Source organism: Desulfococcus multivorans (assembly GCF_001854245.1).
GTDB lineage: Bacteria > Desulfobacterota > Desulfobacteria > Desulfobacterales > Desulfococcaceae > Desulfococcus > Desulfococcus multivorans.
The window spans coordinates 768,526-794,831 of record NZ_CP015381.1; the positions used below are offsets into that span (position 1 = coordinate 768,526).

The window sequence follows — 26,306 nt, forward strand, 5'->3', positions numbered from 1 at the left end:
AACCGTAATGGGACAGCTGGACAGGAGAACGGGACCATGCTCAAACAGTTGCGAATACAAAACTTCAAAGGCTGGAAGGATACCGGCACCATTCGCATGGCTCCTATTACCCTGTTTTTCGGCGCCAACAGCTCAGGCAAATCCAGCATCGGACAATTTCTGATGATGCTGAAGCAGACCGTCGAATCCTCCGACCGGAAAGCGGTCTTTTACCCCGGCGGGAGGAACTCGGCGGTTCGGCTGGGCTCCTATCAGGATATGGTTTTCCACCGTGATCCGGCAAACAGGATCGCTTTTGAATATCGATGGTCGCTCCAGGATGCCCTGAAATTCAAGGATCCCGTATCGGGCCGGAACTATTCCGGAGACGCGTTGGCCTTTCAGGCGAAAGTCGGCCTGGATGACAGGGATCAACACACGCTGGTGCTATACCGGTTGAATTATGATCTGCTGGAACGGGATGCATCGAAACTTTCCATAGGCATGGAGAGAAAACCGGAAGCGAAGTCCGAGTACAGGGTGGAGGCCACGAACTATGTCCTGAAACGGAAACAAGGGCGCGTCTGGTATCCCGGCGCGCCGGTTCGTTTTTACGGGTTTCCGGATGAAGTGGCGGCCTATCATCAGAACGCCGACTTTGTTCAGGCGCTGAATCTGAGGAGCGAGAAACTGTTTCGCTCGCTTTCCTATCTGGGGCCGCTTCGAACCCGGGCCGAGCGTCTGTATTCCTGGACCGGCATCGAACCGGAAAGCGTCGGGTATGCAGGTGAGAACACAGTGGCGGCGGCATTGGCGGCCCGGACCCGGAAGATCAGCCTGGGGCGTCGGCGGCCCGCCAGGCCTTTTGAGGAGATCATTGCGCTGAAGCTCAAGGAGATGGGGCTGATCGAAGCGTTCAACGTAAACCGGATTTCCGATCAGCGGCAGGAGTATGAGGTCAAGGTCCGGACCAGGGGGTCAAAGGACTGGGTGGATCTTCCTGATGTCGGATTCGGGATATCTCAGGTATTGCCGGTTCTCGTGCAGTGTTTCCATGCGCCGCCCGGGGCGATCATTCTTATGGAGCAGCCGGAGATTCATCTCCATCCGAGCGCGCAGTCCGCCCTGGCCGATGTGATGATCGACGTCATCAATTCTCGCGAAAATGGAGCCGACAGGGGTATACAGCTGATTATCGAAACGCATTCGGAACATTTTCTTCGGAGATTACAGCGGCGAATTGCCGAGGGCGGGGTGCCCCAGGATAAGGTTGCAGCCTATTTTGCCAATATCACCAGAATGCCGGCCACACTCGAACCTCTGCAGCTTGACCTCTTTGGAAATATTCAGAACTGGCCGAAAAATTTCTTTGGCGATGAGATGGAGGATATTGCCGAACTGGCCAAAGCCGCCATGGAAAAACGGATGCCGAGACGATCTGAATAGGCGGCGGCATCCGGATGTTACACATAAGGTTCAGAAGTCGAGGGATAAACAGGACCTTTGACAGCAACAGCGGAGTGTGGTTATGGAACCCTTCCGGCCCCGCGTCATTTTTTTTCGCCGTCTAATCGTCGTTATATGTCTGATATCAATACCTTGCCTTTTGTCCCTGAACAGCCGCCGAACCCACGCCGGCGACTCCGGCAACCTGTTGGAAAATGAGGTGTCGGTTTCTGAAATCGAGCCGGATCAGCGGGGCGGCAAAGCCTACAGGCTTACCTATCGGGTGCCCGTGCCAATCGATGTGTACTGGCAATTCAAAACGGATTTCGACAATGATTTTCTGGTCAGCAACAAATTCATCCGCGAGCATCATTTCATTTCGCGCACCGGCGACACCGCCGTTACGGAAAATAAGTACATCCATGGCCCGGATGTGTTTTTCAGATGGCAAACCACCATATTCCAGGATACCTATAATCTGGAGTTCGTCCTTTTAAATCCTGAAGCGTGCGGGCAGAAATTTCATTATGGGTCCATACAACTGGAACCGGTGCCGGAAGGGACAAAAGTTACCCAGACGGCCTATTTCGACTTCTGGGGGGCCTCGTTTTGGGCGGCGTATCCCTGGGGGGGCGGGATGACGGACTTTCTGACATACACGGCACATTGGGAGCAGGATGTTGTCATGCGCCTCAAGAATCGCTGATTCAATGAATCCGACAAACATCGGAGGAGAGGGGAAGATGCCGGGGCGCAGGTGCCTGAGCCTTTGGCCTTTCTTTGTTGTCGCGTTTTTTGCGCTTCATCTGGCGGGTTGTGCCGTCGTTTCCCGCCCCACCCGATCGCTTCGTTATGGTGACGCCGATGCGCCGGGCCGTTGCGCTGAATTTTTTGCATCCATGGATCAACAGGCATCGAAAGCTCGAGTACTTGACGCCGGAGCCTTCAGGGTCAGAGGCTACCCCTACTTGAGGGTGAACCGCTTTCTGGCATCCTTTCGGAACGAGGTCGCCGGAAATGACGCTTTCGCTGCATGGGTCAATCGGATGCAGGCTCTGGATCAGGAAGCCCGCAGAGCTGAAATTGCCAATCTGCCTAGGGCGGTTGCCGGCTCCTCAACCGCATCGGCGGATCAGGCCGAACTCAACCTCAGGGTAGCCTGTTGCGGCAATCTTTTAAAAGCGGCGGATTTCAATGACGGGGAAAAGCAGGCAGCGCTGCAGAAAAACGTCACTGTACCCGATGAATACCTGGTGGCCCCCCGGGTCCTGGGACTCTACCCCCTGACCGGTTTGCTGGTGTCCCATGGGGTGTCGAACTGGCATGCCGAGGTGCGCCGGACCTTCTCCACAGAGCCGCCGGTCGGCCGGCAATCCATTCGTTATGCACCCGAGAATAGCAGTCAATGGGCAGACCCGGGCCAGATCGTAAAGCGGGTCAAGCGCGATGCCCTGGGAATACCGAACTATCCGCCTTCCGCACGAAAGGCGCTTTTCAGCGCTTTCGCACCCATCTGGGAGGTTCGGTCGGCGGCCGGATACGATCGAATCGGCGAGCCGTCCTGGGCCGCCGGAAGCGAACTCACCATCGATACCCGGAAGCATGTCACCTACACACTCCTGTCCTTTACCCGTTTCGGGGAAGAGATCCTTACCCAGCTCAATTACATCATCTGGTTTCCCGAACGGCCCAGGGCGAATGCGCTTGACCTGTACGGCGGGCTGCTGGATGGGGTGAACTATCGCGTGACACTGGATAACGACGGTGAACCGCTGCTTTACGAAACCATTCACAATTGCGGGTGCTATTACAAGGCTTACCCCACCCGAAGGCTTAAAGTGCGCAAAGAAATCGACTATGCTGAAAAGCCCCTGATCCTCCAGGCGCCCGACCTGACGCCGTCAAAGGAAACGATGGCTGTGGCTATGGAAAGCCGGACACATTACGTCCGGCACCTTTACCCGATACCCCGCCTGATGCAGCTTGAAACGGCACGGTATTCATTTGCGGACTATAACCGGCTTCGCAGCCTTCCGCTTCCCGGAGGCGGGCACCGGAGCATGTTCGGAGAAGACAGTCTTGCGCCGGGAAGCGAGCGGCTGGAAAGATTGATTCTATGGCCGACAGGGGTTGTATCCCCCGGTGCCATGCGTCAGTGGGGAAGACATGCCGTGGCCTTCGTAGGAAAGTGGCATTTTGACGATCCGTTTGCATTGGAAAAGATGTTCACCAAAGCGGATTGCGAGTGATGCGGCAAGCCGTGTTTCACCCCCTGTGAAGCGTTGGTGGATCAGCTTTAATGTCGATAACGCATTATTTTTTTAAAAGCTCAACTTTCGACTTTCATAGGCCGGCACCTCTTTCCGGTTACCATCATGAAAGTCGAAAGTTGAATTAAAAGCTGAATGACCGCCGGATACTTGAAGTGACGTTACAGCTGCTATATACCATTTCCCTGAACGGACATACGGCGATGTCTTCGAGAATCGGCCCACGGTTGTCTGGAGCGGTATGGGAACGAACCATTTTTTCCCGGCATCGCCCGATGAATACCGAAAGTCGAATGGATGATATGAAGGAATTGTGGGAAAAGGAGAGAATCGATGGAGATACAAGAGAAAAAAATTCTGGTGACCGGCGCAAACGGCGGCATCGGGACGGCACTTGTCAAGGCCTTGCTGGACAAAGGGGCCGCAAAGGTCTATGCGGCGGCCCGAAGCACTGAAGCGGTTGCCGGACGGGTGTCTGGGGGTGCCGGCCGGGTTGTTGCGGTCCGACTGGATATCACCGATGAGGACAGTGTCGCGGCAGCAGCGGAACAGTGCGGCGACAGCGATCTGGTCATCAACAATGCCGGGGTGAACCGGTGTGTGGGATTGCTCGCCCCCGACGGAATGGCCGCCGCCCGCCGGGAGATGGCGGTCAACTTTTTCGGCACCCTCGCAGTCTGCAGGGCCTTCGCACCGATGATGGCCGCCCGCGGCAGCGGCGTCATCGCCAATGTCTGCTCCATCATCGGCATGGTCAACCTGCCGGTCAACGGCACCTACTGCGCCTCCAAGGCGGCCGTCCATTCTCTCATACAGGGGCTGCGGGCCGAACTGGCTCCCAAAGGGGTGCGGGTGGTCGGCATCTACCCCGGTCCGGTGGATACCCGGATGACCGCCGGTCAGGAGATGCCCAAGGCAACCCCCGAGCAGGTGGCCGCAGCTATCGTGGCGGGCCTGGAAGGGGATGCCGAGGAGATTTTTCCCGATCCGATGTCCCAGGAGGTCCATCAGGGTCTGCTGAAGGACCCCAAACAGGTGGAGCGGGAATTCGCGCAGATGATTCCGGCAGCTGCAACAGAGGGCCCTGCGAAGTCTGGCGGCGGATCTGGAAAAGTGTAATGACGGGGATTTTGGAAATGGTCATGGAGAAAAGAGGAAAATATTGGCGGAGGAGATGAGCAGATGAAAAAAACAGGTTTTTTGATCGCGTTTCTTTTTTTAACGGGTTGCGCAAGCGGTCCTGTTCTGTATCCCAATGCGCATCTCCAGAGGGTCGGTGAGACGCAGGCCCAAAAGGATGTTGCGCTGTGTGAGGCCCAGGCCGATGCGTATGTCAAATCCGACGCGGGCATTGCGGCGGCCAAAAGTATGGCCATTGGCGGGGCGGGGGGCGCCGTGGTCGGGGGCGCCGTAGGGGCTGTGACGGGCAACCTGGGGAGAGGCGCTGGTGTCGGCGCTGCCGCCGGCGCTGCGACGGGATTGGTGCAGGGGATCGTCCGGGCTTCTGAACCGAGCCCCGTATTCAAGAACTTCATGATCCGGTGTCTATCGGAAAAAGGGTATGAGGTCATCGGATGGGAATGACGACCAGCGCCGTGGGGCAGCTCGTCACTGCTTTCCGGTCGCCGTCACGGCCGTGGGATTATGAATCGGCTTTGAAACAAACGGGTCTTGAGATTCGGCGTCAATCCTGTTAAATTTCATAAAATGTTTTTCCCGTTGATCATGGGATGTTTCAGAGGATGTTTCAGAAAAGCACGACTTGCTTCAGGTCACGATCATGAAAGTCGAAAGTTGAATAAGTATTTGATTCAGTCTTGAAGGTTGAGGAAATGAATTTTGTTACTGTCCAGGGCCGCCGCATCGAAGTTGCGAGGCTCTCGTCCGCCCGTCCCCGGCAGGGATATCCCACCATCGTGTTTCTCCATGAAGGCCTGGGTTCTGTCGCGATGTGGCGAGACTTTCCGCAGCAGGTTGCCGATGCCGTCGGGTGCGATGCGGTGGTCTATTCCCGCTACGGCTACGGCAACTCCGATCCCCTCGTTCAGCCCCGCGACGTGCGCTTCATGCATGATGAGGGATTGAACGCCCTGCCCGAGCTGCTCGACAAACTTTCCATTGAACGGCCCATTCTTTTTGGCCACAGCGACGGGGCGTCCATCGCTCTGATTCATGCCGGGGGGGCGAAGCGGCCCCTGGCCGGCGTGATCGTCATGGCGCCGCACGTGCTGATCGAGGACGTCTGCATCGACAGCATCAAGGCGATCAAGAGGGTTTACGACGATCCCAAAACCCGACTGAGAGAGCGTCTCGCCAGGTTCCATGCCGACGTCGATTCCGCTTTCAGAGGGTGGAACGACATCTGGCTGGATCCGGAACTTCCCTCCTGGAACATCGAGGCGTATCTCCCGGCCATCGATTGCCCGATCCTGGCGATACAGGGCGAGGACGATGCTTACGGCACCATGGATCAGATCGACTGCATCGCCCGGCAGGCCGGGGATGTCCGGCTGCTCAAACTGGCTGATTGCGGTCATTCCCCCCACAAGGACAAGCCTGCCGAGGTGCTTGACGCGGTGACCGCTTTCGTTGAACGAATCGTGAAAACCTGATCCGATATCGATTCCGGTTGCAGAGCGAATGGGAAAGGGGAAATACCGGCGAGCCCGGCCATGAATTTCGACTATAACGCCCTTGATCACCTCCGTCAGACCCATCCGGCCTGGCGTCTCCTGTGCGCCAAGTATGCGCCCCTGACGGCAAGTTTCCTTCACCGGGTGTTCATCGTCCCCAATGTGCGCATCCTGGCGGAGGCCGATCTGGTCGAGGCGCTGGAGGACGAGCTCTTCGTTCTGCGGGAACAGATGGGGAATGATGCTTTTCCCGGTTCGGCGCGGAGCTATCTCACCGATTGGGCGGATAACGACAAGGGGTGGCTTCGCAAATTCTATCCTCCCGGGACCGACGAGCCGCACTATGACCTGACGCCGGCCTCCGAAAAGGCCCTGGCCTGGCTGGAGGGTTTGACCGACCGGGCCTTTGTGGGCACCGAGTCGCGCCTTCTTACCCTGTTCGAGCTGCTGCGGCAGATGAGCGAGGGGACCCAGACCGATCCCGAGGCCCGGATCGCCGAGCTCAAGCGGCGCCGCGACGAGATCGACGGCGAGATCGACCGGATCCTTGCCGGAGACATCCCGCTGCTCGACGATACGGCGCTGAAGGATCGATTCCAGCAGTTTCTGCAATTGGCCCGGGAACTGTTGACCGATTTTCGCGAGGTAGAGCACAACTTCCGCGTCCTCGACCGACGGGTGCGGGAGCGCATCGCTCTCTGGGAGGGGGGCAAGGGGGCGCTGCTCGAGGAGATCATGAGCGAGCGCGACGCCATCGCCGATTCGGACCAGGGGAGAAGCTTTCGCGCCTTCTGGGATTTTCTCATGTCCCAGTCCCGGCAGGAGGAGCTGAGCCGCCTCCTGGAGGAGGTTCTGGCCCTTCCGCCAATCCAGGCCATGCAACCGGAGCCGCGTCTGTACCGGGTGCATTACGACTGGCTGGAGGCCGGCGAGCACACCCAGCGCACCGTGGCCCGCCTGTCGGAGCAGCTGCGGCGGTTTCTCGACGATCAGGCCTGGCTGGAGAATCGGCGTATCATGGACATCCTGCATCATATTGAAACCCGGGCCCTGGCGCTCCGGGAAACCATTCCGCAGGGGGATTTCATGTCCCTGGCCGAAACCGGCGCCGACATCGATCTGCCCCTGGAGCGGCCCCTGTTCCGTCCGGCGGTTCAGAATCGAATTACCGAGACGGCCGTCGACGAAGGGGACGCCGAGGTCGATACAGGGGTGCTTTTTTCCCAGGTCGTCGTCGATCGGGCCGAGCTGTCCGGGTATATCCGGCGGGAGCTCCAGATGCGGGATCAGGTCAGCCTCGGTGAAATCGTCGCCCGGCATCCCCTGCGTCACGGCCTGGCCGAGGTGGTCGTCTATCTGCAACTGGCTTCGGAATGGCCCTGGACCACCGTGGACGAAGAACACCGGGAGCGGCTGCGTTGGCGCACCGAAACGGGCCGCGTCCGGGAGGCGATCTTGCCGCGCGTCATTTTATTGAGGAACGGATGATGGAAACGAATGCTGTCGGAACGAACCTGTCCGACGAGTCGCCATACGAGCTGTCGGCCGTCGTGATTCCCCTGCTCAAAGGGATCATCTACCAGGAAGACAGCCCGGCGCTTTGGCTCGCCCTCGTCAATCTGCAGGCCGGGGTGCGGGATTATGTCGCCGTGCTCGGACTGGAGTTGATGCTCGACGAGGCCGAGGGATACGCGTTTCTGCGCTCCCGGGAGGAGGACCCCGACGTCGCCGGCACGCCCCGCCTTGTCGCGCGGCGACAGCTTTCCTATCCGGTCAGCCTCCTGCTGGCACTGCTGCGCAAGAAACTGGCGGAGTTCGACGCCGGCGGCGCCGATACCCGGTTGATTCTTTCCCGGGACGAGGTGGTGGAACTGATCCGCATTTTTCTCCCCGCCGGAAGCAATGAGACCCGGCTGATCGATCAGATCGACACCCATCTCAACAAGATCGCCCAACTCGGTTTTGTGCGACGCCTGCGTGGTCAAAAACAGATGATCGAAGTGCGGCGGATTCTCAAGGCCTTCGTCGATGCCCAGTGGCTGTCCGATTTTGACCGGCGTCTGGCTGAATATCGGGAAGAGACGGCCGGAACCCGGGAGACGACCGATGATTGAAACGCAGGAACTCGAATTCATCAAAGACGACCGGCTGGCGGGATTTCGTCTGCAGCGCCTCGAGGTGTTCAACTGGGGAACCTTTGACAGACGGGTCTGGACCCTGCGGCTGGACGGAAGGAACGGGCTGCTGACGGGGGATATCGGGTCCGGGAAATCGACGATGGTCGATGCGGTGACCACGCTGCTGGTGCCGAGCCGGCGTATCACCTACAACAAGGCGGCCGGCGCGGATGCCCGGGAGCGCTCCCTCAGATCCTACGTGCTGGGTTATTACAAATCGGAGCGGCAGGCAACCCTCGGCAGCGCCAAACCGGTCGCCCTTCGCGACGCCAATACCTATTCGGTCATTCTGGGGGTTTTTCACAATGCGGGTTACGGCAAGACGGTCACCCTGGCCCAGGTTTTCTGGATGAAGGATAGCGCGGGCCAACCTGATCGGCTCTATGCCGCCTGCGAGGGAGATCTTTCTATTGCGACCGATTTTTCGAATTTCGGCGCCGATATGACCGGGCTTCGAAAGCGTCTGCGCAAGGCCGATATCAAGCTGTTTAACAGTTTCCCCCCCTATGGGGCCTGGTTTCGACGGCGCTTCGGCATTGACAACGAACAGGCCCTGGACCTGTTCCTCCAGACCGTATCCCTCAAGTCGGTGGGAAACCTCACGGATTTCGTTCGCACCCACATGCTCGAACCCTTTGATGTGGACGTGCGCATCACTGCCCTCATACAGCATTTCGATGACCTCAACAGGGCGCACGAGGCGGTCCTCAAGGCCAAAAGACAGGTCGAGATGCTCACGCCCTTGGTGGCTGACTGCGACCGCCACGGAGAACTGGTGCAGGCGGTCGACGGCCTGCGGGCCTGCCGCGAAGCGCTCTCCCCCTGGTTTGCCGGGCAAAAGCTGGGGCTGCTGGAAAAGCGTCTGACCCTTTTGCAGGAAAATCTGGCGCGGCATACGGTCGTAATCGAGCGCCTGGAGGAGCAGCGTCGGGTATACCAGGGGCGTGAGCGTGAATTGCGTCGCAGCATAGCTGAAAACGGCGGCGATCGCATCGACCGGATCGGCGCTGAAATATCGCACCAGAAAGCGTCTCTTGAGCGCCGAAAGGCCAAGGCGGACCGCTATGCGGAGCTGGTGCGCTCCCTGGACAGGGTTCCTGCGACGAACCCGGAGGACTTCCTTGTTCAGCAGCGGGATTTCGAGGCTCTGCGGGAAGCGGCGGTGATCGCGGAAGATCGGGTGCTCAACGACCTCAATGCCCTGGGGGTCTCCTTCGCCCAGGAGCGCAGGGAACATGAAAGGCTTCAAGAGGAGATCACCGGTTTGAAGTCGCGCCGCACCAATATCGATGAAAAACAGATCGCCATGCGCCGGATGCTGTGCGGCGCGGTGAACCTGGCTGAAGTCGATCTCCCCTTTGCCGGCGAGCTGTTGCAGGTGCGCGAAGCGGCACGGGACTGGGAGGGGGCCATCGAGCGGCTGCTGCACAATTTCGGGCTTTCCCTGCTGGTGCCCGACCGGCATTACGCAAAAGTCGCCGACTGGGTGGACCGGACGTACCTGAAGGGTCGGCTGGTCTATTTCCGGGTGCGGAAGCCCCGCCGGGGGAATGCCGTACCCCCGCACCCCGATGCATTGACGGGGAAACTGGCGATCAAAACCGATTCCCCTTATTACGCCTGGTTGGAACAGGAGATCACCCACCGTTTCGACGTGGTCTGTTGTGCCGATCAGGATGCCTTTCGGCGTGAGCGTAAAGCCGTGACGAAGGCGGGTCAGATCAAGATGCCGGGTGAGCGCCATGAAAAGGACGACCGCCACCGTCTCGACGACCGCCGCCGCTATGTGCTGGGTTGGAGCAACGCCGCCAAAATCGCCGCTCTGGAGGAGAGCGCCCGCCGCGGCGAAGACCGGCTGACTGAACTCGGCAGCCGGATCGCCGACTTGCAGAAGGAACAGAAGCAGATCCGGGAACGCCTGGGGACCTTCTTCAAGATCAACGAGCACAAGGAATTTCGCGATCTCGACTGGCAACCGGCGGCCGTGGCGATCGCCCGGCTCGAAGCGGAGAAACGGGAGCTGGAGGCGGCTTCCGACCTCCTGCAGACCCTGGCCGCGCAGCTCGAGACCCTGGAGGGGGATCTGGCGGCCGTCGAGCGCCGGCTGGACCAGCGCAAGGACAACCGTTCCGAGACCCGGGAAAAGATGCGGGCCGCCGAGGCACAGCGGGAACAGACCGCCCGGCTTCTGGAAGGGTCCGGCGGCGAGGCCTCGGCCCGGTTCGGGCAGTTGGAGACCCTGTGCATGGAAGCACTCGGCGAGCATCGGCTGACCGTCGAGTCCTGTGACCATCGCGAACGGGAGATGCGGGACTGGCTTCGAGGGAAAATCGATGCCGAGGAGAAGAAGGTCGCGCGCCTCCGGGAAAAAATCATCAGGGCGATGACCGAATACAAGGAAGCGTGGAAACTGGAAACCCGGGACGTGGATGTCAGCGTCGCGGCCGGCTTCGAATACCGGGCCATGCTCGATCGGCTGCGCGCCGACGATCTGCCGCGATTCGAGGCGCGCTTCAAGGAACTTCTCAACGAGAACACCATCCGCGAGGTGGCCAACTTCCAGTCCCAACTGGCGCGGGAGCGGGAGACCATCAAGGAGCGCATCGCCCGAATCAACGGGTCGCTATTCCAAATCGACTACAATCCCGGCCGCTACATCACCCTCGATGCCCAGGCGACCCTCGATGCCGACGTCCGTGACTTTCAGACCGAACTGCGGGCCTGTACCGAAGGGGCCCTGACCGGATCGGAAGACGCCCAGTACTCCGAGGCGAAATTCCTGCAGGTGCGACGGATCATCGAGCGGTTTCGGGGGCGCGAGGAGCATACCGAGCTGGACCGGCGCTGGACGGCCAAGGTCACCGACGTGCGCAACTGGTTTGTCTTTGCCGCCAGTGAACGCCGGCGTGAGGACGACAGTGAACATGAACATTACGCCGATTCCGGCGGCAAGTCAGGGGGGCAGAAGGAGAAACTCGCCTATACGGTCCTCGCCGCCAGCCTGGCCTACCAGTTCGGCCTCGAATGGGGGGCGGTCCGATCGCGCTCCTTCCGCTTCGTGGTGATCGACGAAGCCTTCGGGCGCGGTTCGGATGAATCGACCCATTACGGCCTGCAGTTGTTCGACCAACTCAATCTGCAGTTGCTCATCGTCACGCCGCTCCAGAAGATTCACGTCATCGAACCCTTTGTCGCCATGGTCGGGTTTGTGCACAACGGGGACGGGCGTTGCTCGGTCTTGCGCAACCTCAGCATCGAGGACTACCGCGCCGAAAAGCGGCGGCTTCAGACATGAGCTGGACGACCCCGGAAGATCTGCGCGGCCAGGTGCGGCGGCTGTGGGATCGCGGCCTGCTGCCGGCCGCCCTTGCCGGCGGCGATACGATATTTCCCCGCCGTCTTGTCCTGAAGGGGCCGTCTTCGAGAGAACTGGCGGAACGCTTCGACGACGTGCGCCGATGGATCGCCCGCCTGGAGAAAGGGGCTGAATTCTATCGCGTGGGATGGCGAACCGTCAACCATCGCATCCTGGGCGTCAACGCGGTGCCGGATGAAATATGGATCGATTCCCTGGATGACGCCCTCGGGCTGATCGACAAACGGCGGGACGCCGAGCGGTTTGCGGCGCTGATCTCCCTGACCCGGGAGCGCCGGCCGGAACTCTCGGCCTGGCTGGCCAAACGGCCGCTTCGAGGATTGGCGCTGGCCGACGATTGGGCGCGGCTGCTGGACATCGTCGACTGGCTGCGCCGACATCCCCGCCCCGATATCTACCTGCGCCAGGTGGACGTCCCCGGCGTCCACAGCAAATTCATCGAAAGGCATCGGGCCGTGCTGAGCGAGCTCTTCGATCTGGTGATGCCGCTTGCCGCGGTGGATGCAAGCGCCGGCGGCATCGGGGGGTTCTGCCGGCGGTACGGATTCCGCGACAAGCCGATGCGGGTACGCTTTCGAACTCTGGACCCGGACTTGTCACCGTTCACCACAACGGCCGATCTCGACATGACCTTGACCCGCGATGTCTTCGATCGCCTGGCGCTGCCGGTCGCGAGGGTATTCATTACGGAAAACGAGGTCAATTTCCTGGCGTTTCCACCGGTTTCCGGCACGGTCGTGATCTTCGGCGCAGGCTATGGTTTCGATAACCTGGCCGGTGCCGAATGGTTGCGCGTCGGAGAGATTCACTACTGGGGCGATATCGACACCCATGGCTTTGCGATTCTCAATCAACTGCGGCGGTATTTCCCCGACGCGGCCTCTTTTCTGATGGATGAGCCGACACTCCTGGCCCATCGTGTGCATTGGGGGACCGAACCGAACCCGGAAACCGGAGACCTCGAGCGCCTGACCCCGGAGGAGAGCGCCCTCTACGATGCACTGCGCCGGAACCGTTGGGGAAATCGCATCCGCCTGGAACAGGAAAAAATCGGTTTCAATTGCGTGGCGTCGGCGCTGGAAAGACTCTCGAGACCGGATTGAAATATTCGTGAATATTTTTCAGGATGAAGGGTTCGGCGCCCTGGACGACACCGCGTGGGACGCGGGCCTTATCCTCCCGGCACCGGCCTGTGAAAGTCGAAAGTTGAGTAACGGCATCGAATATCATGATGCCGCAACAATCCATTTGAGACGGTTTCGCGGCCTGCGAGGCCGTCCCGCTTGAAAGCGATTCAAGCGGTTGAGACAAAAGGAGGCTTCATGGAAATACCCAAGGCGAAAAAGATGGAAATGCTCCGGTCGCTGCTGCTTTCCCGCAGATTCGAGGAGACCCTCACGGAACTGTGTAAAATCGACGGAAAAATTCCCGGGATGATGATCCTGTGCACCGGCCAGGAGGCGGTCGGCGCGGGGGTATGCGCGGCGTTGCAGCCCGAGGACGCCATTATTACCAATCACCGCAGCCACAGCCATCTGCTGGCCAAGGGCGCCGATCCCAATTCGCTGATGGCGGAGATATACGGCAAGCGGACGGGATGCAACAAGGGGAAGAGCGGGACGCTGCACCTGGCGGTGCCCGAGATCAACGCCCCCTGTACGACCACCGTGGTCGGGGGCGGGCCGCCCATTGCCGCCGGGAGGGCCTTTGCCCAGCAGTATCGGGGAGAGAAATCCGTCACCGTCTGTTTCATCGGGGACGGCGCGGCCAACGAGGGCTCTTTTCACGAAGCCCTGAACCTGGCAAGCGTGTGGCACCTTCCGGTGATTTTCGTGTGCGAGAACAATCTGTATGCCGGGGCCCAGCGCTATGAAGAACATACCCGGGTCGAACATATCGCGGATCGGGCGGCGGGTTATGCCGTTCCGGGGGTGGTGGTCGACGGGAACGACGCACTGGCGGTCTATGCGTCGGCAGTGGATGCCCGGGCCCGGGCCATCGCCGGCAAGGGGCCGACGCTCATCGAGTACAAGACCTACCGTTGGCGGGGGCACGGCGAAAGCGATCTTCAGCTTTACCAGCCCAGGGAGGAGATCGCGGCCTGGCAGGCGGCGTGTCCGATCCCGAAACTTCGCGGCGATATGCTTGCCCAGGGACTCATCAGCGCCGATGAATTGGCGGCGATGGAACGGGCGGTCGAGGCCGTCGTGAAGGCGGCCGTTCGCTTTGCCGAGGAGAGCCCTTATCCCGAGCCTCACGAGGCCCTGGAGGATGTTTTCGCTTAAATAATTTCCACGGATGAAAGGAAGGATATCATGCAGCAATTAGGGATGGGACAGGCTGTGAATCAGGCCCTGAGGGAAGAGATGTCGCAGGACCCCGATGTCTTCATCGCCGGAGAGGGCGTGGGCGTGAGCATACACGAAAGCCCGATGCTTCCCACGGCGGGGTTGCTGAAGGCGTTCGGGCCGGAGCGCGTCAGGGACACGCCGGTTTCGGAGGCGGCCATCGCGGGATTGGCCGTGGGGGCGGCCGAAGCGGGCCTGAAACCGGTTGTGGAGATTATGTTCAACCCTTTTTTTACGCTCGCTTCGGACATGATTGTCAACCATGCCGCCAAACTGCGTTACCTGTCGGGGGGCAAGTCGTCCTTTCCGCTGGTGGTGCGAATGAAAGCCGGTGCCGGGTTCGGCGCGGGGTGTCAGCACTCCCATAACCTGGAGGCCTGGGTCGCCCACTGCCCCGGGCTGAAGGTGGTCATGCCCGGCACCCCGGCCGATGCCAAAGGGCTGCTCAAATCGGCCATCCGGGATCCCAACCCCGTTGTTTTCATCGAGGACATGATGCTCTATTTTGTGCCCGGACCGGTTCCCGAGGGAGAGTACCTGATTCCCATCGGAGAAGCCGATATCAAACGGCAGGGCCGGGACGTCACCGTGGTGACGTGGTCCAAGATGGTGGGGACGGCTCTGAAGGCGGCCGAGGAACTGGCCCGGGAAGGCGTCGAAGCGGAGATCGTGGATTTGCGGACCTTGGTTCCCCTGGACACGAGGACCATTCTTTCCTCCGTACGCAAGACCGGCCGCCTGGTGGTGTTGCACGAGGCCACGCGAACCGGCGGTTTTGCCGGTGAAGTGGCGGCCGTGGTGATGGAAGAGGCCTTCGCCGATCTGAAAGCCCCGTTGCGGCGAGTGACCGGCCCGGACATTCCGGTGCCGGCAAGTCCTCCGTTGGAGCGTTTTTACATCCCCGATGCAGCGCAGGTGGTCTCGGCGGTGAAGGAGATTCTGTAGGCAGATCCGCCATATCGGATCACCCCGGGAGAGGGGGAGCGGCACACCCTCTCCCGCCAGCCCCGTGATAAGCCGCGACTCGGGAACGGCGCTTCTCCGGAACCCGGCTTTGGAAAGCCGCTTGACACGGCACCGCGATCCCCATAGACTTGCGCGCGTAATGCCTTCTCGAGGCGATCGTTTACGTGTTCACAAGGAGAAGCCGTGCCCCACATCCCCATGCTGCCCGATCTGATCGCGGTTTTCGCCTGCTGCGTGGCTGCGATATTTTTTTGTCTTCGAATCAATCTGCCTGCTATTGTCGGCGTCCTTGTCACGGGCATCGTTGTAGGGCCCAGCGGTTTCGGCATTGTGAGCGATGTCCATGCCGTGGAGGGCATCGCCGAATTGGGCGTGATTCTGCTCATGTTCACCATCGGCCTCGAACTCTCCCTGGGTGAGCTCAAGGCCCTCAAGAAACCGGTTCTGCTGGGCGGCGGACTTCAGGTGGTGCTCACCATCATCCTCTTTTTCGAGCTGGACAGCCTCTACGGCAGCAGCACGGGAAGCGCCGTTCTCTCCGGTTTTCTGGTGGCGCTCTCCTCCACCGCCATCGTCATCAAGCTGCTGCAGGAACGTTCGGAGCTGTCCGCGCCCCACGGGCGCATCGCCCTGGCGGTGCTCATCTTTCAGGACATCATCGTCGCGCCCATGATGCTGCTGGTGCCTTATCTGGCCTCGGACTCGCCGGACATGGGCCGATCCCTGCTGATGCTGGCGGTGAAGTCCATCGGGGTACTGGGGGTGATCTGGGTGCTGGCCAGATACGTGGTGCGACGGTTGCTTCTGGCCGTGCTGCGGACGCGAAGCCGGGAGCTGTTTCTCCTGAGCGTGCTGGTGCTGTGCCTGGCCATTGCCATGTTCACGGCATGGGTGGGATTGTCCATTTCCCTGGGCGCGTTTCTGGCAGGGCTCATCATTGCCCAGACGGATTACGCCCTCGCGACGCTGGAAGGGGTGCACCCTTTCCGCGACGTCTTCACCAGCCTCTTCTTCGTTTCGATCGGCATGCTCCTGGATCTCAATTTCATGTGGGAGAACCTGCCGCTGGTTCTGGGGACGGCGGGCATCGTCCTGGTCCTCAAGTCCATTGTGGCGGGCGGAGCGTCCATGGCCCTTGGATATCCCCTGCGCGTCGCCGTGCTGGTGGGACTCTCCTTGTCCCAGGTGGGAGAATTCTCTTTCGTGCTGGCCAAGGTGGGATCGGATGCCGGCCTGCTCTCCCAGGAGCGTTACCAGCTTTTCCTCGCGGTGAGCATCCTGACGATGCTGGCCGCGCCGTTCTGCATACAGGGATCCCATGTCCTGTCCAGGATGGTCTCCGGCATACCCGGGCTCGGCAAATGGCGTGAGCGGAGCCTGGCCCAGAACGGCGTGATTTCCGGGTTGAAGGACCACCTCATTATCGTCGGGTTCGGCCTGGGGGGACGGCAATTGGCCAACACGGCCAAAAGCGCCGCCATCCCTTACTGCGTGGTGGAGATGAACCCGGACACCGTTCGCATGGAGCGTGAAAAGGGCGAGCCCATTCGCCACGGCGACGCCGGGCTGCCCGAGGTTCTCAAACATCTGGGGGTGGAGAAGGCCAAGGTGGTGGCCGTCGTGGTGGCCGACCCCGTCTCGGCCCGCCGGGTGACCCAGGTGGCCAAGTCCATCAATCCCGCTGTCACCATGGTGGTGCGCACCCGCTTCGTTGCGGAGGTGGAGCCGTTGATGGCCCTGGGGGCGGACCATGTCGTGGCCGAAGAGTTCGAGACTTCCCTTGAAATCTTTGCCCGTGTGCTGCGGACGTATCTCGTACCGCATGCCACCATCGAGCAGTTCGCATCCCAGGTGCGTGAAGAAGGCTACCAGGTGCTGCGTCGGGGCGAGCCCATGCACAACCCCATGGCCATGCTGGACAAATCCTTCTCCGGCTTCGAGGTGAGCGGCCTCACTGTGGAGGCCGGGGCTCTGTTGGACGGCAAGACCCTGATTGAAAGCGAATTGCGAAGGAAGCACGGCCTTACGGTGGTGGCTGTACAACGCGGCGGAAAGATCTACGCCAATCCCGACGGCAGCTTCCGTCTGAAAGCCGGGGACGTGGCCTACCTGTTTGCCTCCCAGGAGGATGTGGCCGCCCACAGGGGGCTATTCCAGGTGCGACGCAAGGCCTGGGCCGAGGCGTCGGGCTGATGCCGGGTATCCGAGTGACCGGGAACATCGTGACAGGATTCGCCGGGGGTGATGCCGCTTCCGCGGATTATGGGCGCATTCGGCTGAATAAGCGGGTGGTGAGATTGTGGGCGGATCCCAGGTGAAGGGAGAGTCGTGATATCCTGTCTGGTCGTCGTCAATCCGGCATCGGGTGGGGGCCTGGCTCGGAAACGGGCCGCGATCCTTTGCCGTGGTCTTTCCAGGTCCTGCCGCGTGGCGGTGATCGAGACGCGTCATCGCGGCGATGCCGCAGAGATGACGGCCCGTCGGGGCATGGATGTGGACCGGGTTGTCGCGGTCGGCGGCGACGGCACCCTGAACGAGGTCCTGAACGGCCTGATGCGCATCGGCACCGGTGCTCATGATCGCCCCGAGCTTGGCTTTCTGCCGGCCGGAACGGCCAATGTCGCGGTTCAGGCCTTTGGATTCGTTCAGAACCCCGCGGCAGCCGTTAAATTTTTTCTCGAAACGGATTCCCGACCGGTCGATGTCGGAGTGGCCCGGTTCAACGACGGCGAGCGGGCGTTCCTGCTATGGCTCGGCGCCGGCTTCGACGCCGTCGTGATTGACGCGCTGAACGCCTCCCGCACCGGAAGGATGGGGTTGCCCGGCCTGATATATGGACTCCCCCGGATGACGGCGGCCCTTGGCCGCTATGCCGCACCGCCTATTTCGGTTTCCGTGGACGGGGCGTTTTTGGGCGTCGCCGCGAGTGTTATCCTGGCCAATGTGCGGGTAATGGCGTTTGGGGCCGTCGTCGATGGAAGCGCGGATCCCTTTGACGGCCGGCTCGACGTGGTGGCGGTTCCGCCGGGTTCCCGCCTCAATCTTCTTCGAGTTGTCCGGCACATGATGACATCGGGTCTTTCAACGCTCCATGGCGTTCGTCATCGCTCGGGAATACGGATCCGGTTGGCTGCCGATGACCGGGTGCCGCTTCAACTCGATGGGGAACCGGCGGGGGGTCTGCCCGCTGCCGTTCGGCTGGAACGGGGCGCGGTGCGCCTGCTGCTCAGCTGAACATCAACGGATTCAAGCCTGGACGTGCATCGGCGTCTTCCATTCACCGCCTTTCGATTCAAGATAAGCTCCGTTTGTCGAAAACGGCTGGATAAAGGCGCATTTCTCTGAAATAGATCTCCAACTCCCCATATATGGGGTTCCTCCCACCATAGACCCGCATATAAGCTTTCAGTACAATTGAAAAAAATATTTAATTGCGTTATTTTTCTCAGGTTAACTGCAATGAAGATCTTATCCAACATAAAGCAATTTATATATTTTTATCTGTAGTCGTCAGTAAAAAAGATAAGGTTTCGTGAAAATTCGAACCTGAACGACATTTATTTTTAAATTGATCAGAAAGTATATTCTTGTATGACATCCTTTTTCAACATCGGGGATGTGATTGACGGATATCGCGAAGGGCGGCTTCCGACCCTTTCAAGATGCTTTTTCAGAATACCCATACGCGATGAGGAGGTTCTAAATGATGTTTGCAACAGCACCGCGCAGGCGGCTTTCGTTTTTGGCGATCCTGACGATTTTATCGACGTTTGTCCTTTCGGGAATAACCACTGCGGCCCATGCCGACGAGATCATGGACCGCGTCAACAGCGGTAAATCGATCCGGATCGGTTTTGCCAATGAAGTACCCTGGGCCTACCCGGGGGAGAATCAGAAGCCGCTCGGGTTTGTCAACGCCATCACGATGGGCGTTCTCAAATCGATGGGGTACACCAATATCGAGCCGGTCGTCACCGATTGGGGCGGCCTGATCCCGGGTCTGAAGGCGAATCGCTTCGATGTCATTACCGGCGGGATGTACATCATGAAAAATCGATGCGATAACGTCAATTTCTCAGAACCTATCGGGGTGTTCGGCGAATGCTTCATTGTTCCCAAGGGTAATCCCAAGGGGTTGGGGAGCTATGACGACATCAAGACGAAAAACGCCGTTATCGTCACCGGGGCCGGTTACAGCACCATCGAAAACGCCAAGAGAGCCGGGGTTCCGGCGGGCAATATCATGACGGTCCCCGGCAACAGCGAGATCCTGGCGGCCATCAAGGCGGGCAGGGCCGATGCCGGCGGCATGACCTATTTCTCTGCGCTTCATCTGTCCAGGGAGAGCGGGGGGACGGTCGAGGCCACCGACCCTTCTCTGAATCCCGAATGGACCTTCAACTGGGTCGGCGTCGGCTTCCGAAAAGCCGATACCGAATTCCTGGCGGCCTTCAACACGGCCCTGAAGGCATACCTGGGATCCGATGAGATGATGAAGGCCGTTCAGGAGTACGGCTACGGCAACTCCCAGCTTCCCGGCGATGTGACCACCGCCTATGTTTGCGAGAATCGGTAGTCCGGACGATGCAGGAATACGTCGAATTTCTATTGGCCTACTGGCCGCGCTTTGCCGACGGCGCCGTCGTGACGCTCCAGCAGGCGGGATTGGGTACGCTTCTGGCTGTTGTCGTCGCCTTGACGACGGGGTTTATGAAGATGTCCCCGATCCTGCCCGTACGCTGGCTGGGGATCGCCTATATCGAGGTCTTTCGAGGGACCTCGCTGCTGGTGCAGCTCTATTGGATTTTTTTCGTATTGCCCCTTTTCGGCCTCACCCTGGGAAAATTCACGGCGGGATTTCTCGCCCTGGGATTGAACCTCGGCGCCTATGGGGCCGAACTGGTCCGGGGCGGCGTGCAGTCGGTTCCCCGGGGACAGTACGAAGCCGCCATCGCCCTCGGCATGGGGCCGTTCAAACGGATGCGTCGGATCATTTTCCCCCAGGCCCTGCTGAACATGCTGCCGCCGTGGGGAAACCTGTTGATCGAGCTTCTCAAGTCGACGGCGCTGGTCGCCCTGATATCCGTTTCGGACCTGATGTTCGAGTCCAAACAGATCAACATGACGACCTTTCAGTCCGCCCAGGCCTTCGGTACGGCGTTGATCATCTATTACGTAATGGCGCGATGCATTATCACGCCGGGAATGCGGTGGCTGGAGCGCCGACTTGCCCTTAAACTGAGTAGAGGATAACGCCATGTTTGACTGGAAATGGGATTTTACGATCCAGATTCTGCCCCGGCTCCTGGAGGCCACCCTCAATACGTTGATGGCCGCGGGATTCGGCTATCTCATCGCGCTGGTGGTGGGACTTTTCTTCGCCCTTGCCCAGCGGACGCCGTTTCGGCCATTGACGGTAATAATCCGTGAATTTGTCGAGATGATTCGGTCCACGCCGCTGATACTGCAGATCTTTTTCGTCTTTTACGTGGGGCCGCAGTTCGGCGTCCGTCTTTCGCCCTGGACCGCCGGCATGACCGCCATCGGTCTGCACTACGCCGCGTATCTTTCCGAGGTTTATCGAGCCGGGCTCGATAGCGTGTCCAAGGGGCAGTGGGAGGCGTGCATCGCTCTTAATCTCAGCGTCCCGCGAACCTATTTTAAAATCATCATTCCCCAGGCGATCCCCAACATCATTCCGGGCCTCGGCAACTACCTGGTGGGTATCTTCAAGGACTCCCCCATGCTCTCGGTCATCGGCGTTACGGAACTGTTTCACGTGGCCACGGCCATCGGGGCCGAGACCTATCGATTCCTGGAGCCTTACACCCTGGTGGGGGCGATCTTTCTGGCCATTTCGCTGCCGGCGGCGATGTCCATCCGGCGGTTCGAGGACTGGGTGCGTGCTTCGCTGGGGATGAAAAAACTTTACACAAAGGATTGATTAACGGTGATGGAAAACAAGAAATTTCCCCTGGAGTTGACAGGGCCCGAAATTCCTATGGTGCGGTTCGACCGGGTATCGAAGCGCTACGGAGACCTGACCGTCCTCGATGCCCTGGACCTTGACGTTCGAGCCAATGAGATGGTCGCTATCATCGGGCCTTCCGGGTCGGGCAAGACAACGGTATTGCGCATGTTGATGGCCCTGGAACTGGTGGATGAGGGCGTCATCTACGTCGACGGAACCCCGATGACGCACATGCCGAAAAACGGCGGCCTTGTCAGGGCAAGCAAATCCTATCTGCGTAAAATGCGCGAGAATATCGGCATGGTGTTCCAGCATTTCAATCTCTTTCCCCACATGACGGTGCTTGAAAACTGTATCGAGGGGCCGGTCCAGGTGCTGGGCATGAGAAAGGACGAGGCCGAGCAGCGGGCCCTGGACCTGTTGGATATGGTCGGCCTGGCGGACAAGATCGATCAGTATCCCGCCCGGCTGTCCGGAGGCCAGCAGCAGCGGGTCGCCATTGCGCGGGCACTGGCCATGCGGCCCAAGATCATGCTTTTCGACGAGGTGACCTCTGCCCTGGACCCGGAGGTTATCGGCGAGGTGACCCAGGTCATCCGAAAGCTCAACGACAAGCACGACCTGACGATGCTGATGGTCACCCACCAGATGGGATTCGCCAGGGAGATCGCCGACCGGGTCTGCTTCTTCTGCGAGGGCAAGATCGCCGAGCAGGGTCCTCCCGAACAATTATTCGACAATCCCCAAAATGAACGCACCATCGCCTTTTTGAGCGCCGTTCTGGATGCCGGATGATCCGGTGTATCCGGAACCATCGGCGTGCTTTTCGGAGCACGAACGCCGCTCATCCCGACTGAACCTTCCTACCGTCCCGCAGCGGAGTGATCCGCCGGCGTCATGCCGTATCCCTGACTTCCAGCCTACCACTGTTCAAAAACGAACGAGGCCCTCCTCGATGTTGGTCGAGATGGCCGTTTTTTGGAGCATCCGGCCCATCTGTTCGGCGATGGACATGAAAAGGTTGGCGAAAATATTACCCGCAGGTCGGGGGATCATCAGGGCCGTGTCCGTGCCCTGGTAGCGAAGGTTCAAAAACAGGCTGCTTTCGATGCGATCCTCGGAAAAACCCTGGGCCGCCAAGGCCGCCTCGGCTTCGACCCGGAACGTCGGCACCTTGCAAGCCGGGATTGATCATGTCCATTCGTGCCGGTATCCCCCGAAAGACGGATAACGCCTCAAAAAATATACGCCGACTAGGGATAACGGCGCGGAGGACTTCGTTCATTCCCGCTCCGTTCGCCCATTGTCTGAAACAGTTCTCTAGTGCGTTCACGGCACTTCTCTGGTATAGGAACAGGGTATCCGGGCCGTGTGCCGTCACGGTCAAGGCCCTTATGGGGACTGACATAGCGGCGTTCCGCATGATTTAAGGCCGTGGACGGTGCGACGGCCAACACCCGCAAGCCGAGCCTCGCGCGATCCCGATATATCTAAAGAGGTCATCAGGTCCAAAAAAACGAAAATGGGAAGCATTACCGACAGAGAGATTCCATATAATTACACATCGGCCGACGACAGGCGCATCCTGGCATGGTTGCTGGGAGCGGAGGTGTTGGCCCCCTTGGAGCGGCTGGTCTTCAGGCGCCGGACGGGGAGATCCTGGCGCGTCCTGATGCGTTTTGTCGGAGACCTCTTCATTCATTACCGGAATCCCTTCCTTTATCAGGAGCTGATTGACGATCGTGATCGGCGAAGGCGGTTTCTGGCGGCGGCCCGCAGGGACCTGACACTCATCATTGATCGCGCCGATCCGGAGCCGGATCTGGATATCGTCCTGGATCGGTGCCGACAAAAGCTTTCCGCGCTGGACGCCGAACTGTCGGCCGTTGTCGCGATGCGGCATCGCATTCGTCGACGCCTCGGCGCCATTGTCGGCGAGGCGAATGTTTTTTTCGATCCCTTCACCCTCATGGCCCATGCCACCGACGCCACCAACTGGCGGCTTCACCTGCCTGTGGCAGTGGTCTGCCCCGACGAGGAAAGCCAGGTCCCGATGCTGCTCCAGGCTGTATCGGCATTGGGTTTGAAGGCGATTCCGCGCGGCGCGGGCACCGGTCTCACCGGTGGCGCCGTTCCCGTCGTTCCCGATTGTGTCATGATCAACACCGAGAAACTCAACCGTATCGGCGCCCTTGCCTGGGAAAACTACGAGGATCCCGACGGAAAGGCGCTTCGACTGCCGATCCTTCCCGTGGGCGCGGGCGTCATCACGGAGGCCGCCATGACAGCCGCGGCCGGGGCCGGGCTGGTGTTTGCCACCGATCCCACCTCGGCATGGGCCTGTACCATCGGGGGCAACATCGCCGAGAACGCCGGCGGCAAGAAAGCCGTGCTCTGGGGTACGGCCATCGACAACCTCCTGAGCTTCCGCATGGCGGTCCCGGGAGGGCGGCTGATCGAGGTTCGGCGCACCCATCCCACGGGCCGCCGCATCGACCCCGAAGAAACCGTTGTCTTTTCGGTGACCGACGTCGCCGGCGGAGAAACGATCCGACAGATTTCGATTCCCGGCAACCGGATCAGAAAGCCCGGTCTGGGCAAGGACATCACCAACAAGGCCCTGGAGGGCCTCCCGGGCGTTCAGAAAGAGGGCACCGACGGCGTTATTACCTCGGCGGTCTTCATCCTTCATCCCGCCTATCCCCATCAGCGAACCGTGTGCCTCGAATTCTTCGGCGAGGACATGGACGAGGCGGGTCGGGTGATCGTGGAGATTTCCCGATCCTTTGTCAATCAGGGACGCGAAGCCCTGATGGCCCTCGAGCATTTTGATGAGGAGTACGTCCAGGCCATCGACTACAAGGCCAAGGCCCCCCGCAGTCGACGCCCCAAGGCCGTGCTGCTCGTGGACATCGTGGGGCATGCTGTCGAACAGGTGAATGACGGCCTGTCACGGTTGAGAACGCTGCTTTCCGCCTATCCCAATACATTTATGGCCGTAGCGGGGAGCGATGCCGAAGCGGAGCGCTTCTGGCGGGACCGGAAACGACTGGGCGCCATCGCGGCCCGCACCAATGCGTTCAAGCTGAACGAGGATATCGTTCTGCCCCTTTCGGCCCTGGCCGAGTTTGCCGAGTTTGTCGATGCCCTCAATATGGAGGAAGAGCGGAGCAACCAGGTCGAGGTCATGTGGCACCTTATCAACTACCTGGAGAAGGCCGTGCCCATTGAAGACCCTGAGTGGCTGGCGGCGAAACTGCCCAGGGCAAGAGAACTCCTTCGGAAGGCCATGGACCAGGTTTATCTGGCCGGCCGGGAACACCTGCGGGAGGGGACGCATCTCCGGGGAGCGGCGGCCGCCATGGCGGAGCTGCTGCGCGGATTCAGCAAGGTTCGGGCCGAGATCGACCGCGATATCGCCGAGATCCGAAACCGGCGTATCGTCGTCGCCACTCACATGCACGCCGGCGACGGCAACGTCCATGTCAACATCCCGGTGTTCGCCAATGACCGGGAGATGATGCGGCGCGCCGCCGACACGGCGGACGTCATCATGGAAAAGGCGGTGGCGCTGGGGGGCGTGGTGAGCGGGGAGCACGGCATCGGGTTCACCAAAATCCGGCACCTGGATCCCGATATCATGGCGGCATTCAAGGCTTACCGGCAGACGGCCGATCCGGAGGATCTGATCAACCCGGGAAAGCTGACCGATCCCGACACGGCAAACCAGGTGTTCACCCCATCTTTCAACCTGATCGAGCTGGAGGCCCGCATACTGCGCTACGGTCACCTGGAGCAGCTGGCGGAGAAGATTTCCCAATGCGTCCGCTGCGGCAAGTGCAAGACCGGCTGTTGTGTCTTTTACCCGGCGGAAAACCTGTTCTTTCATCCGCGGAACAAAAACCTGGCCTTGACGGGGATCATCGAAGCCCTGCTCTACGACGCGCAACGGTCCCACGCCGTGGGTTTCAGGTCGCTGCGCCGGCTGGAGGAGATCGCCGATCACTGCACCCTCTGCCACAAGTGCCTGCCCCCTTGTCCCGTCAATATCGATACTGCCGAAATCTCCATTCTCGAGCGGGAGGTGCTGGCGGACCGTCGCTTCAAGCGATCGCCGCTGCCGACGCGCATCGTCCTTGCATATCTCGCCTCGCGGTCGCCGCTGACCAACGCCCTGGTTCGCCGGACGGTTTTTCAATGGGGCGGCGCACTGCAGCGGACGGCGGTTCGGCTGATGGGCGGCGGCAACAGACGGCGGAAAGGATCCCTCCTGGCGCCTTTCTATGCGCCCGTGGCGTCCATCGCACCCCGGCCCCTGCCTGCGGCCTACCCATCTCATGACCGGAATCAGGCGCTTTTGGTCGCGCCCGCCGACACCGCGACGGCCACGGTTTTCTATTATCCGGGCTGCGGGTCCGAGCGGTTGCATGCCGACATCGCCCTGGCATCGATTTACCTGCTCCTGCAGGTCGGGGCCCGCGTGGTGTTGCCGCCGAAATACCTCTGCTGCGGATTTCCAGCCCGTGCCAATGCCAAAACGGATATCAGCAAACGGCAGGAACTCCGCAACGCCATCATTTTCAACCAGATCCGTTCCATGCTGGGGCACCTCGATTTCGATGCATGCGTTGTCTCCTGCGGCACCTGCCGCGAGACCCTGATCCGAATGAGCGCCGCCGATATCTTCGATGCCCCGCTGCTCGATGTCGCCGGCTGGGTTCTGGAGCGCGGTTTCGACGTCATGCTCCCGGGCTTGTGCTGGTACCATGCCCCTTGTCACGACTCTCTCGAGGGCACGGGGGAGGCACTTCTGCGCCGTCTGGCGCCGGAAGGCGTCGTCTCCGTTCCCCACTGCTGTTCCGAAGCCGGAACACTTGCCCTGAGCCGGCCGGACATTGCCGCCCGCATGCTGGAACGCAAACGGGAGAGCCTGGCGGCGCATGCATCCTTTGCATCGGGCCGCACACGCCTGGTGACCAACTGCCCGGCCTGCCTGAACGGCCTGGGTCGACAGCGCCGGGTGATCCCGACGCACCTGGCTGTTGCATTGGCGGATGCCCATGACGGCGCCGGTTGGCGGGCCCATGTCGCAGATCGACTGGCAGGCGCGGAACGGATCCGAATTTAGGGTCCGGACGGA

General features: G+C 60.3%; 20 protein-coding genes. 19 read left to right on the forward strand and 1 reads right to left on the reverse strand.

The window, feature by feature from the left end; all coding sequences use genetic code 11:
• Positions 1-36: 36 nt before the first annotated feature.
• The 18 genes from dmul_RS03305 to ehuA all read left to right on the forward strand — a co-directional run bounded on the left by dmul_RS03305 (position 37) and on the right by ehuA (position 21,961).
• Positions 37-1,425, forward strand: a complete 1,389-nt coding sequence (locus dmul_RS03305) for an AAA family ATPase (RefSeq protein WP_020877442.1) — start codon at positions 37-39, stop codon at positions 1,423-1,425.
• 220 nt (positions 1,426-1,645) lie between these two features.
• Positions 1,646-2,131, forward strand: coding sequence for a hypothetical protein (locus dmul_RS03310; RefSeq protein WP_144016568.1), 486 nt, complete (start codon positions 1,646-1,648; stop codon positions 2,129-2,131).
• A gap of 37 nt (positions 2,132-2,168) precedes the next feature.
• Positions 2,169-3,674, forward strand: coding sequence for a hypothetical protein (locus dmul_RS03315; RefSeq protein WP_020877440.1), 1,506 nt, complete (start codon positions 2,169-2,171; stop codon positions 3,672-3,674).
• A 354-nt stretch (positions 3,675-4,028) separates the two neighbouring features.
• On the forward strand, positions 4,029-4,814 hold the full coding sequence (locus dmul_RS03320) for an SDR family oxidoreductase (RefSeq protein ID WP_020877439.1): 786 nt from the start codon (positions 4,029-4,031) through the stop codon (positions 4,812-4,814).
• Between the two features lie 63 nt (positions 4,815-4,877).
• Positions 4,878-5,279: a glycine-zipper-containing OmpA-like membrane domain containing protein gene (locus dmul_RS03325; RefSeq protein ID WP_020877438.1), complete on the forward strand. Its 402-nt coding sequence runs from the start codon at positions 4,878-4,880 to the stop codon at positions 5,277-5,279.
• A gap of 248 nt (positions 5,280-5,527) precedes the next feature.
• Positions 5,528-6,307: an alpha/beta fold hydrolase gene (locus dmul_RS03330; protein WP_020877437.1), complete on the forward strand. Its 780-nt coding sequence runs from the start codon at positions 5,528-5,530 to the stop codon at positions 6,305-6,307.
• Positions 6,308-6,367: 60 nt separating this feature from the next.
• Positions 6,368-7,816, forward strand: coding sequence for a DUF3375 domain-containing protein (locus dmul_RS03335; RefSeq protein WP_020877436.1), 1,449 nt, complete (start codon positions 6,368-6,370; stop codon positions 7,814-7,816).
• On the forward strand, positions 7,813-8,442 hold the full coding sequence (locus dmul_RS03340; RefSeq protein ID WP_020877435.1) for a DUF4194 domain-containing protein: 630 nt from the start codon (positions 7,813-7,815) through the stop codon (positions 8,440-8,442). Before dmul_RS03335 ends, dmul_RS03340 begins: the two co-directional genes overlap by 4 nt.
• Positions 8,435-11,800 carry an ATP-binding protein gene (locus dmul_RS21120; RefSeq protein WP_020877434.1) on the forward strand — a complete coding sequence of 1,122 codons (3,366 nt, stop codon included), beginning with the start codon at positions 8,435-8,437 and terminating at the stop codon, positions 11,798-11,800. The genes dmul_RS03340 and dmul_RS21120 overlap by 8 nt, the downstream gene beginning before the upstream one ends.
• Entirely contained in the window at positions 11,797-12,984 is a 1,188-nt protein-coding gene (locus dmul_RS03350) for a DUF3322 domain-containing protein (protein ID WP_020877433.1), read from the forward strand. The genes dmul_RS21120 and dmul_RS03350 overlap by 4 nt, the downstream gene beginning before the upstream one ends.
• Before the next feature lie 219 nt (positions 12,985-13,203).
• Positions 13,204-14,166 (forward strand): thiamine pyrophosphate-dependent dehydrogenase E1 component subunit alpha, encoded by a 963-nt coding sequence (locus dmul_RS03355; protein ID WP_020877432.1) that lies wholly within the window; start codon positions 13,204-13,206, stop codon positions 14,164-14,166.
• 30 nt (positions 14,167-14,196) lie between these two features.
• On the forward strand, positions 14,197-15,174 hold the full coding sequence (locus tag dmul_RS03360; protein ID WP_020877431.1) for an alpha-ketoacid dehydrogenase subunit beta: 978 nt from the start codon (positions 14,197-14,199) through the stop codon (positions 15,172-15,174).
• A gap of 204 nt (positions 15,175-15,378) precedes the next feature.
• The gene (locus dmul_RS03365; protein ID WP_020877430.1) at positions 15,379-17,388 is read left to right on the forward strand and encodes a monovalent cation:proton antiporter family protein; all 2,010 of its coding nucleotides are present in this window, start codon (positions 15,379-15,381) and stop codon (positions 17,386-17,388) included.
• Positions 17,389-17,523: 135 nt separating this feature from the next.
• Entirely contained in the window at positions 17,524-18,429 is a 906-nt protein-coding gene (locus dmul_RS03370) for a diacylglycerol/lipid kinase family protein (RefSeq protein ID WP_020877428.1), read from the forward strand.
• Between the two features lie 469 nt (positions 18,430-18,898).
• Positions 18,899-19,771, forward strand: a complete 873-nt coding sequence (gene ehuB, locus dmul_RS03375) for an ectoine/hydroxyectoine ABC transporter substrate-binding protein EhuB (RefSeq protein WP_020877427.1) — start codon at positions 18,899-18,901, stop codon at positions 19,769-19,771.
• Positions 19,772-19,779: 8 nt separating this feature from the next.
• Complete coding sequence (gene ehuC, locus dmul_RS03380) at positions 19,780-20,448, forward strand: ectoine/hydroxyectoine ABC transporter permease subunit EhuC (protein ID WP_020877426.1); 669 nt, start codon at positions 19,780-19,782, stop codon at positions 20,446-20,448.
• A gap of 4 nt (positions 20,449-20,452) precedes the next feature.
• Positions 20,453-21,139 carry an ectoine/hydroxyectoine ABC transporter permease subunit EhuD gene (gene ehuD / locus dmul_RS03385; protein ID WP_020877425.1) on the forward strand — a complete coding sequence of 229 codons (687 nt, stop codon included), beginning with the start codon at positions 20,453-20,455 and terminating at the stop codon, positions 21,137-21,139.
• Positions 21,140-21,148: 9 nt separating this feature from the next.
• A complete protein-coding gene (gene ehuA / locus dmul_RS03390; protein ID WP_020877424.1) occupies positions 21,149-21,961 on the forward strand; it encodes an ectoine/hydroxyectoine ABC transporter ATP-binding protein EhuA in 813 nt (270 codons plus the stop codon).
• Between the two features lie 135 nt (positions 21,962-22,096).
• On the opposite strand, the gene dmul_RS20880 is transcribed toward ehuA, so the two are convergent.
• Complete coding sequence (locus tag dmul_RS20880) at positions 22,097-22,339, reverse strand: hydantoinase B/oxoprolinase family protein (protein ID WP_020877423.1); 243 nt, start codon at positions 22,337-22,339, stop codon at positions 22,097-22,099.
• 349 nt (positions 22,340-22,688) lie between these two features.
• On the opposite strand from dmul_RS20880, the gene dmul_RS03400 reads away from it, so the two are divergent.
• Positions 22,689-26,294, forward strand: a complete 3,606-nt coding sequence (locus tag dmul_RS03400) for a DUF3683 domain-containing protein (protein ID WP_020877422.1) — start codon at positions 22,689-22,691, stop codon at positions 26,292-26,294.
• Positions 26,295-26,306 lie beyond the last annotated feature (12 nt).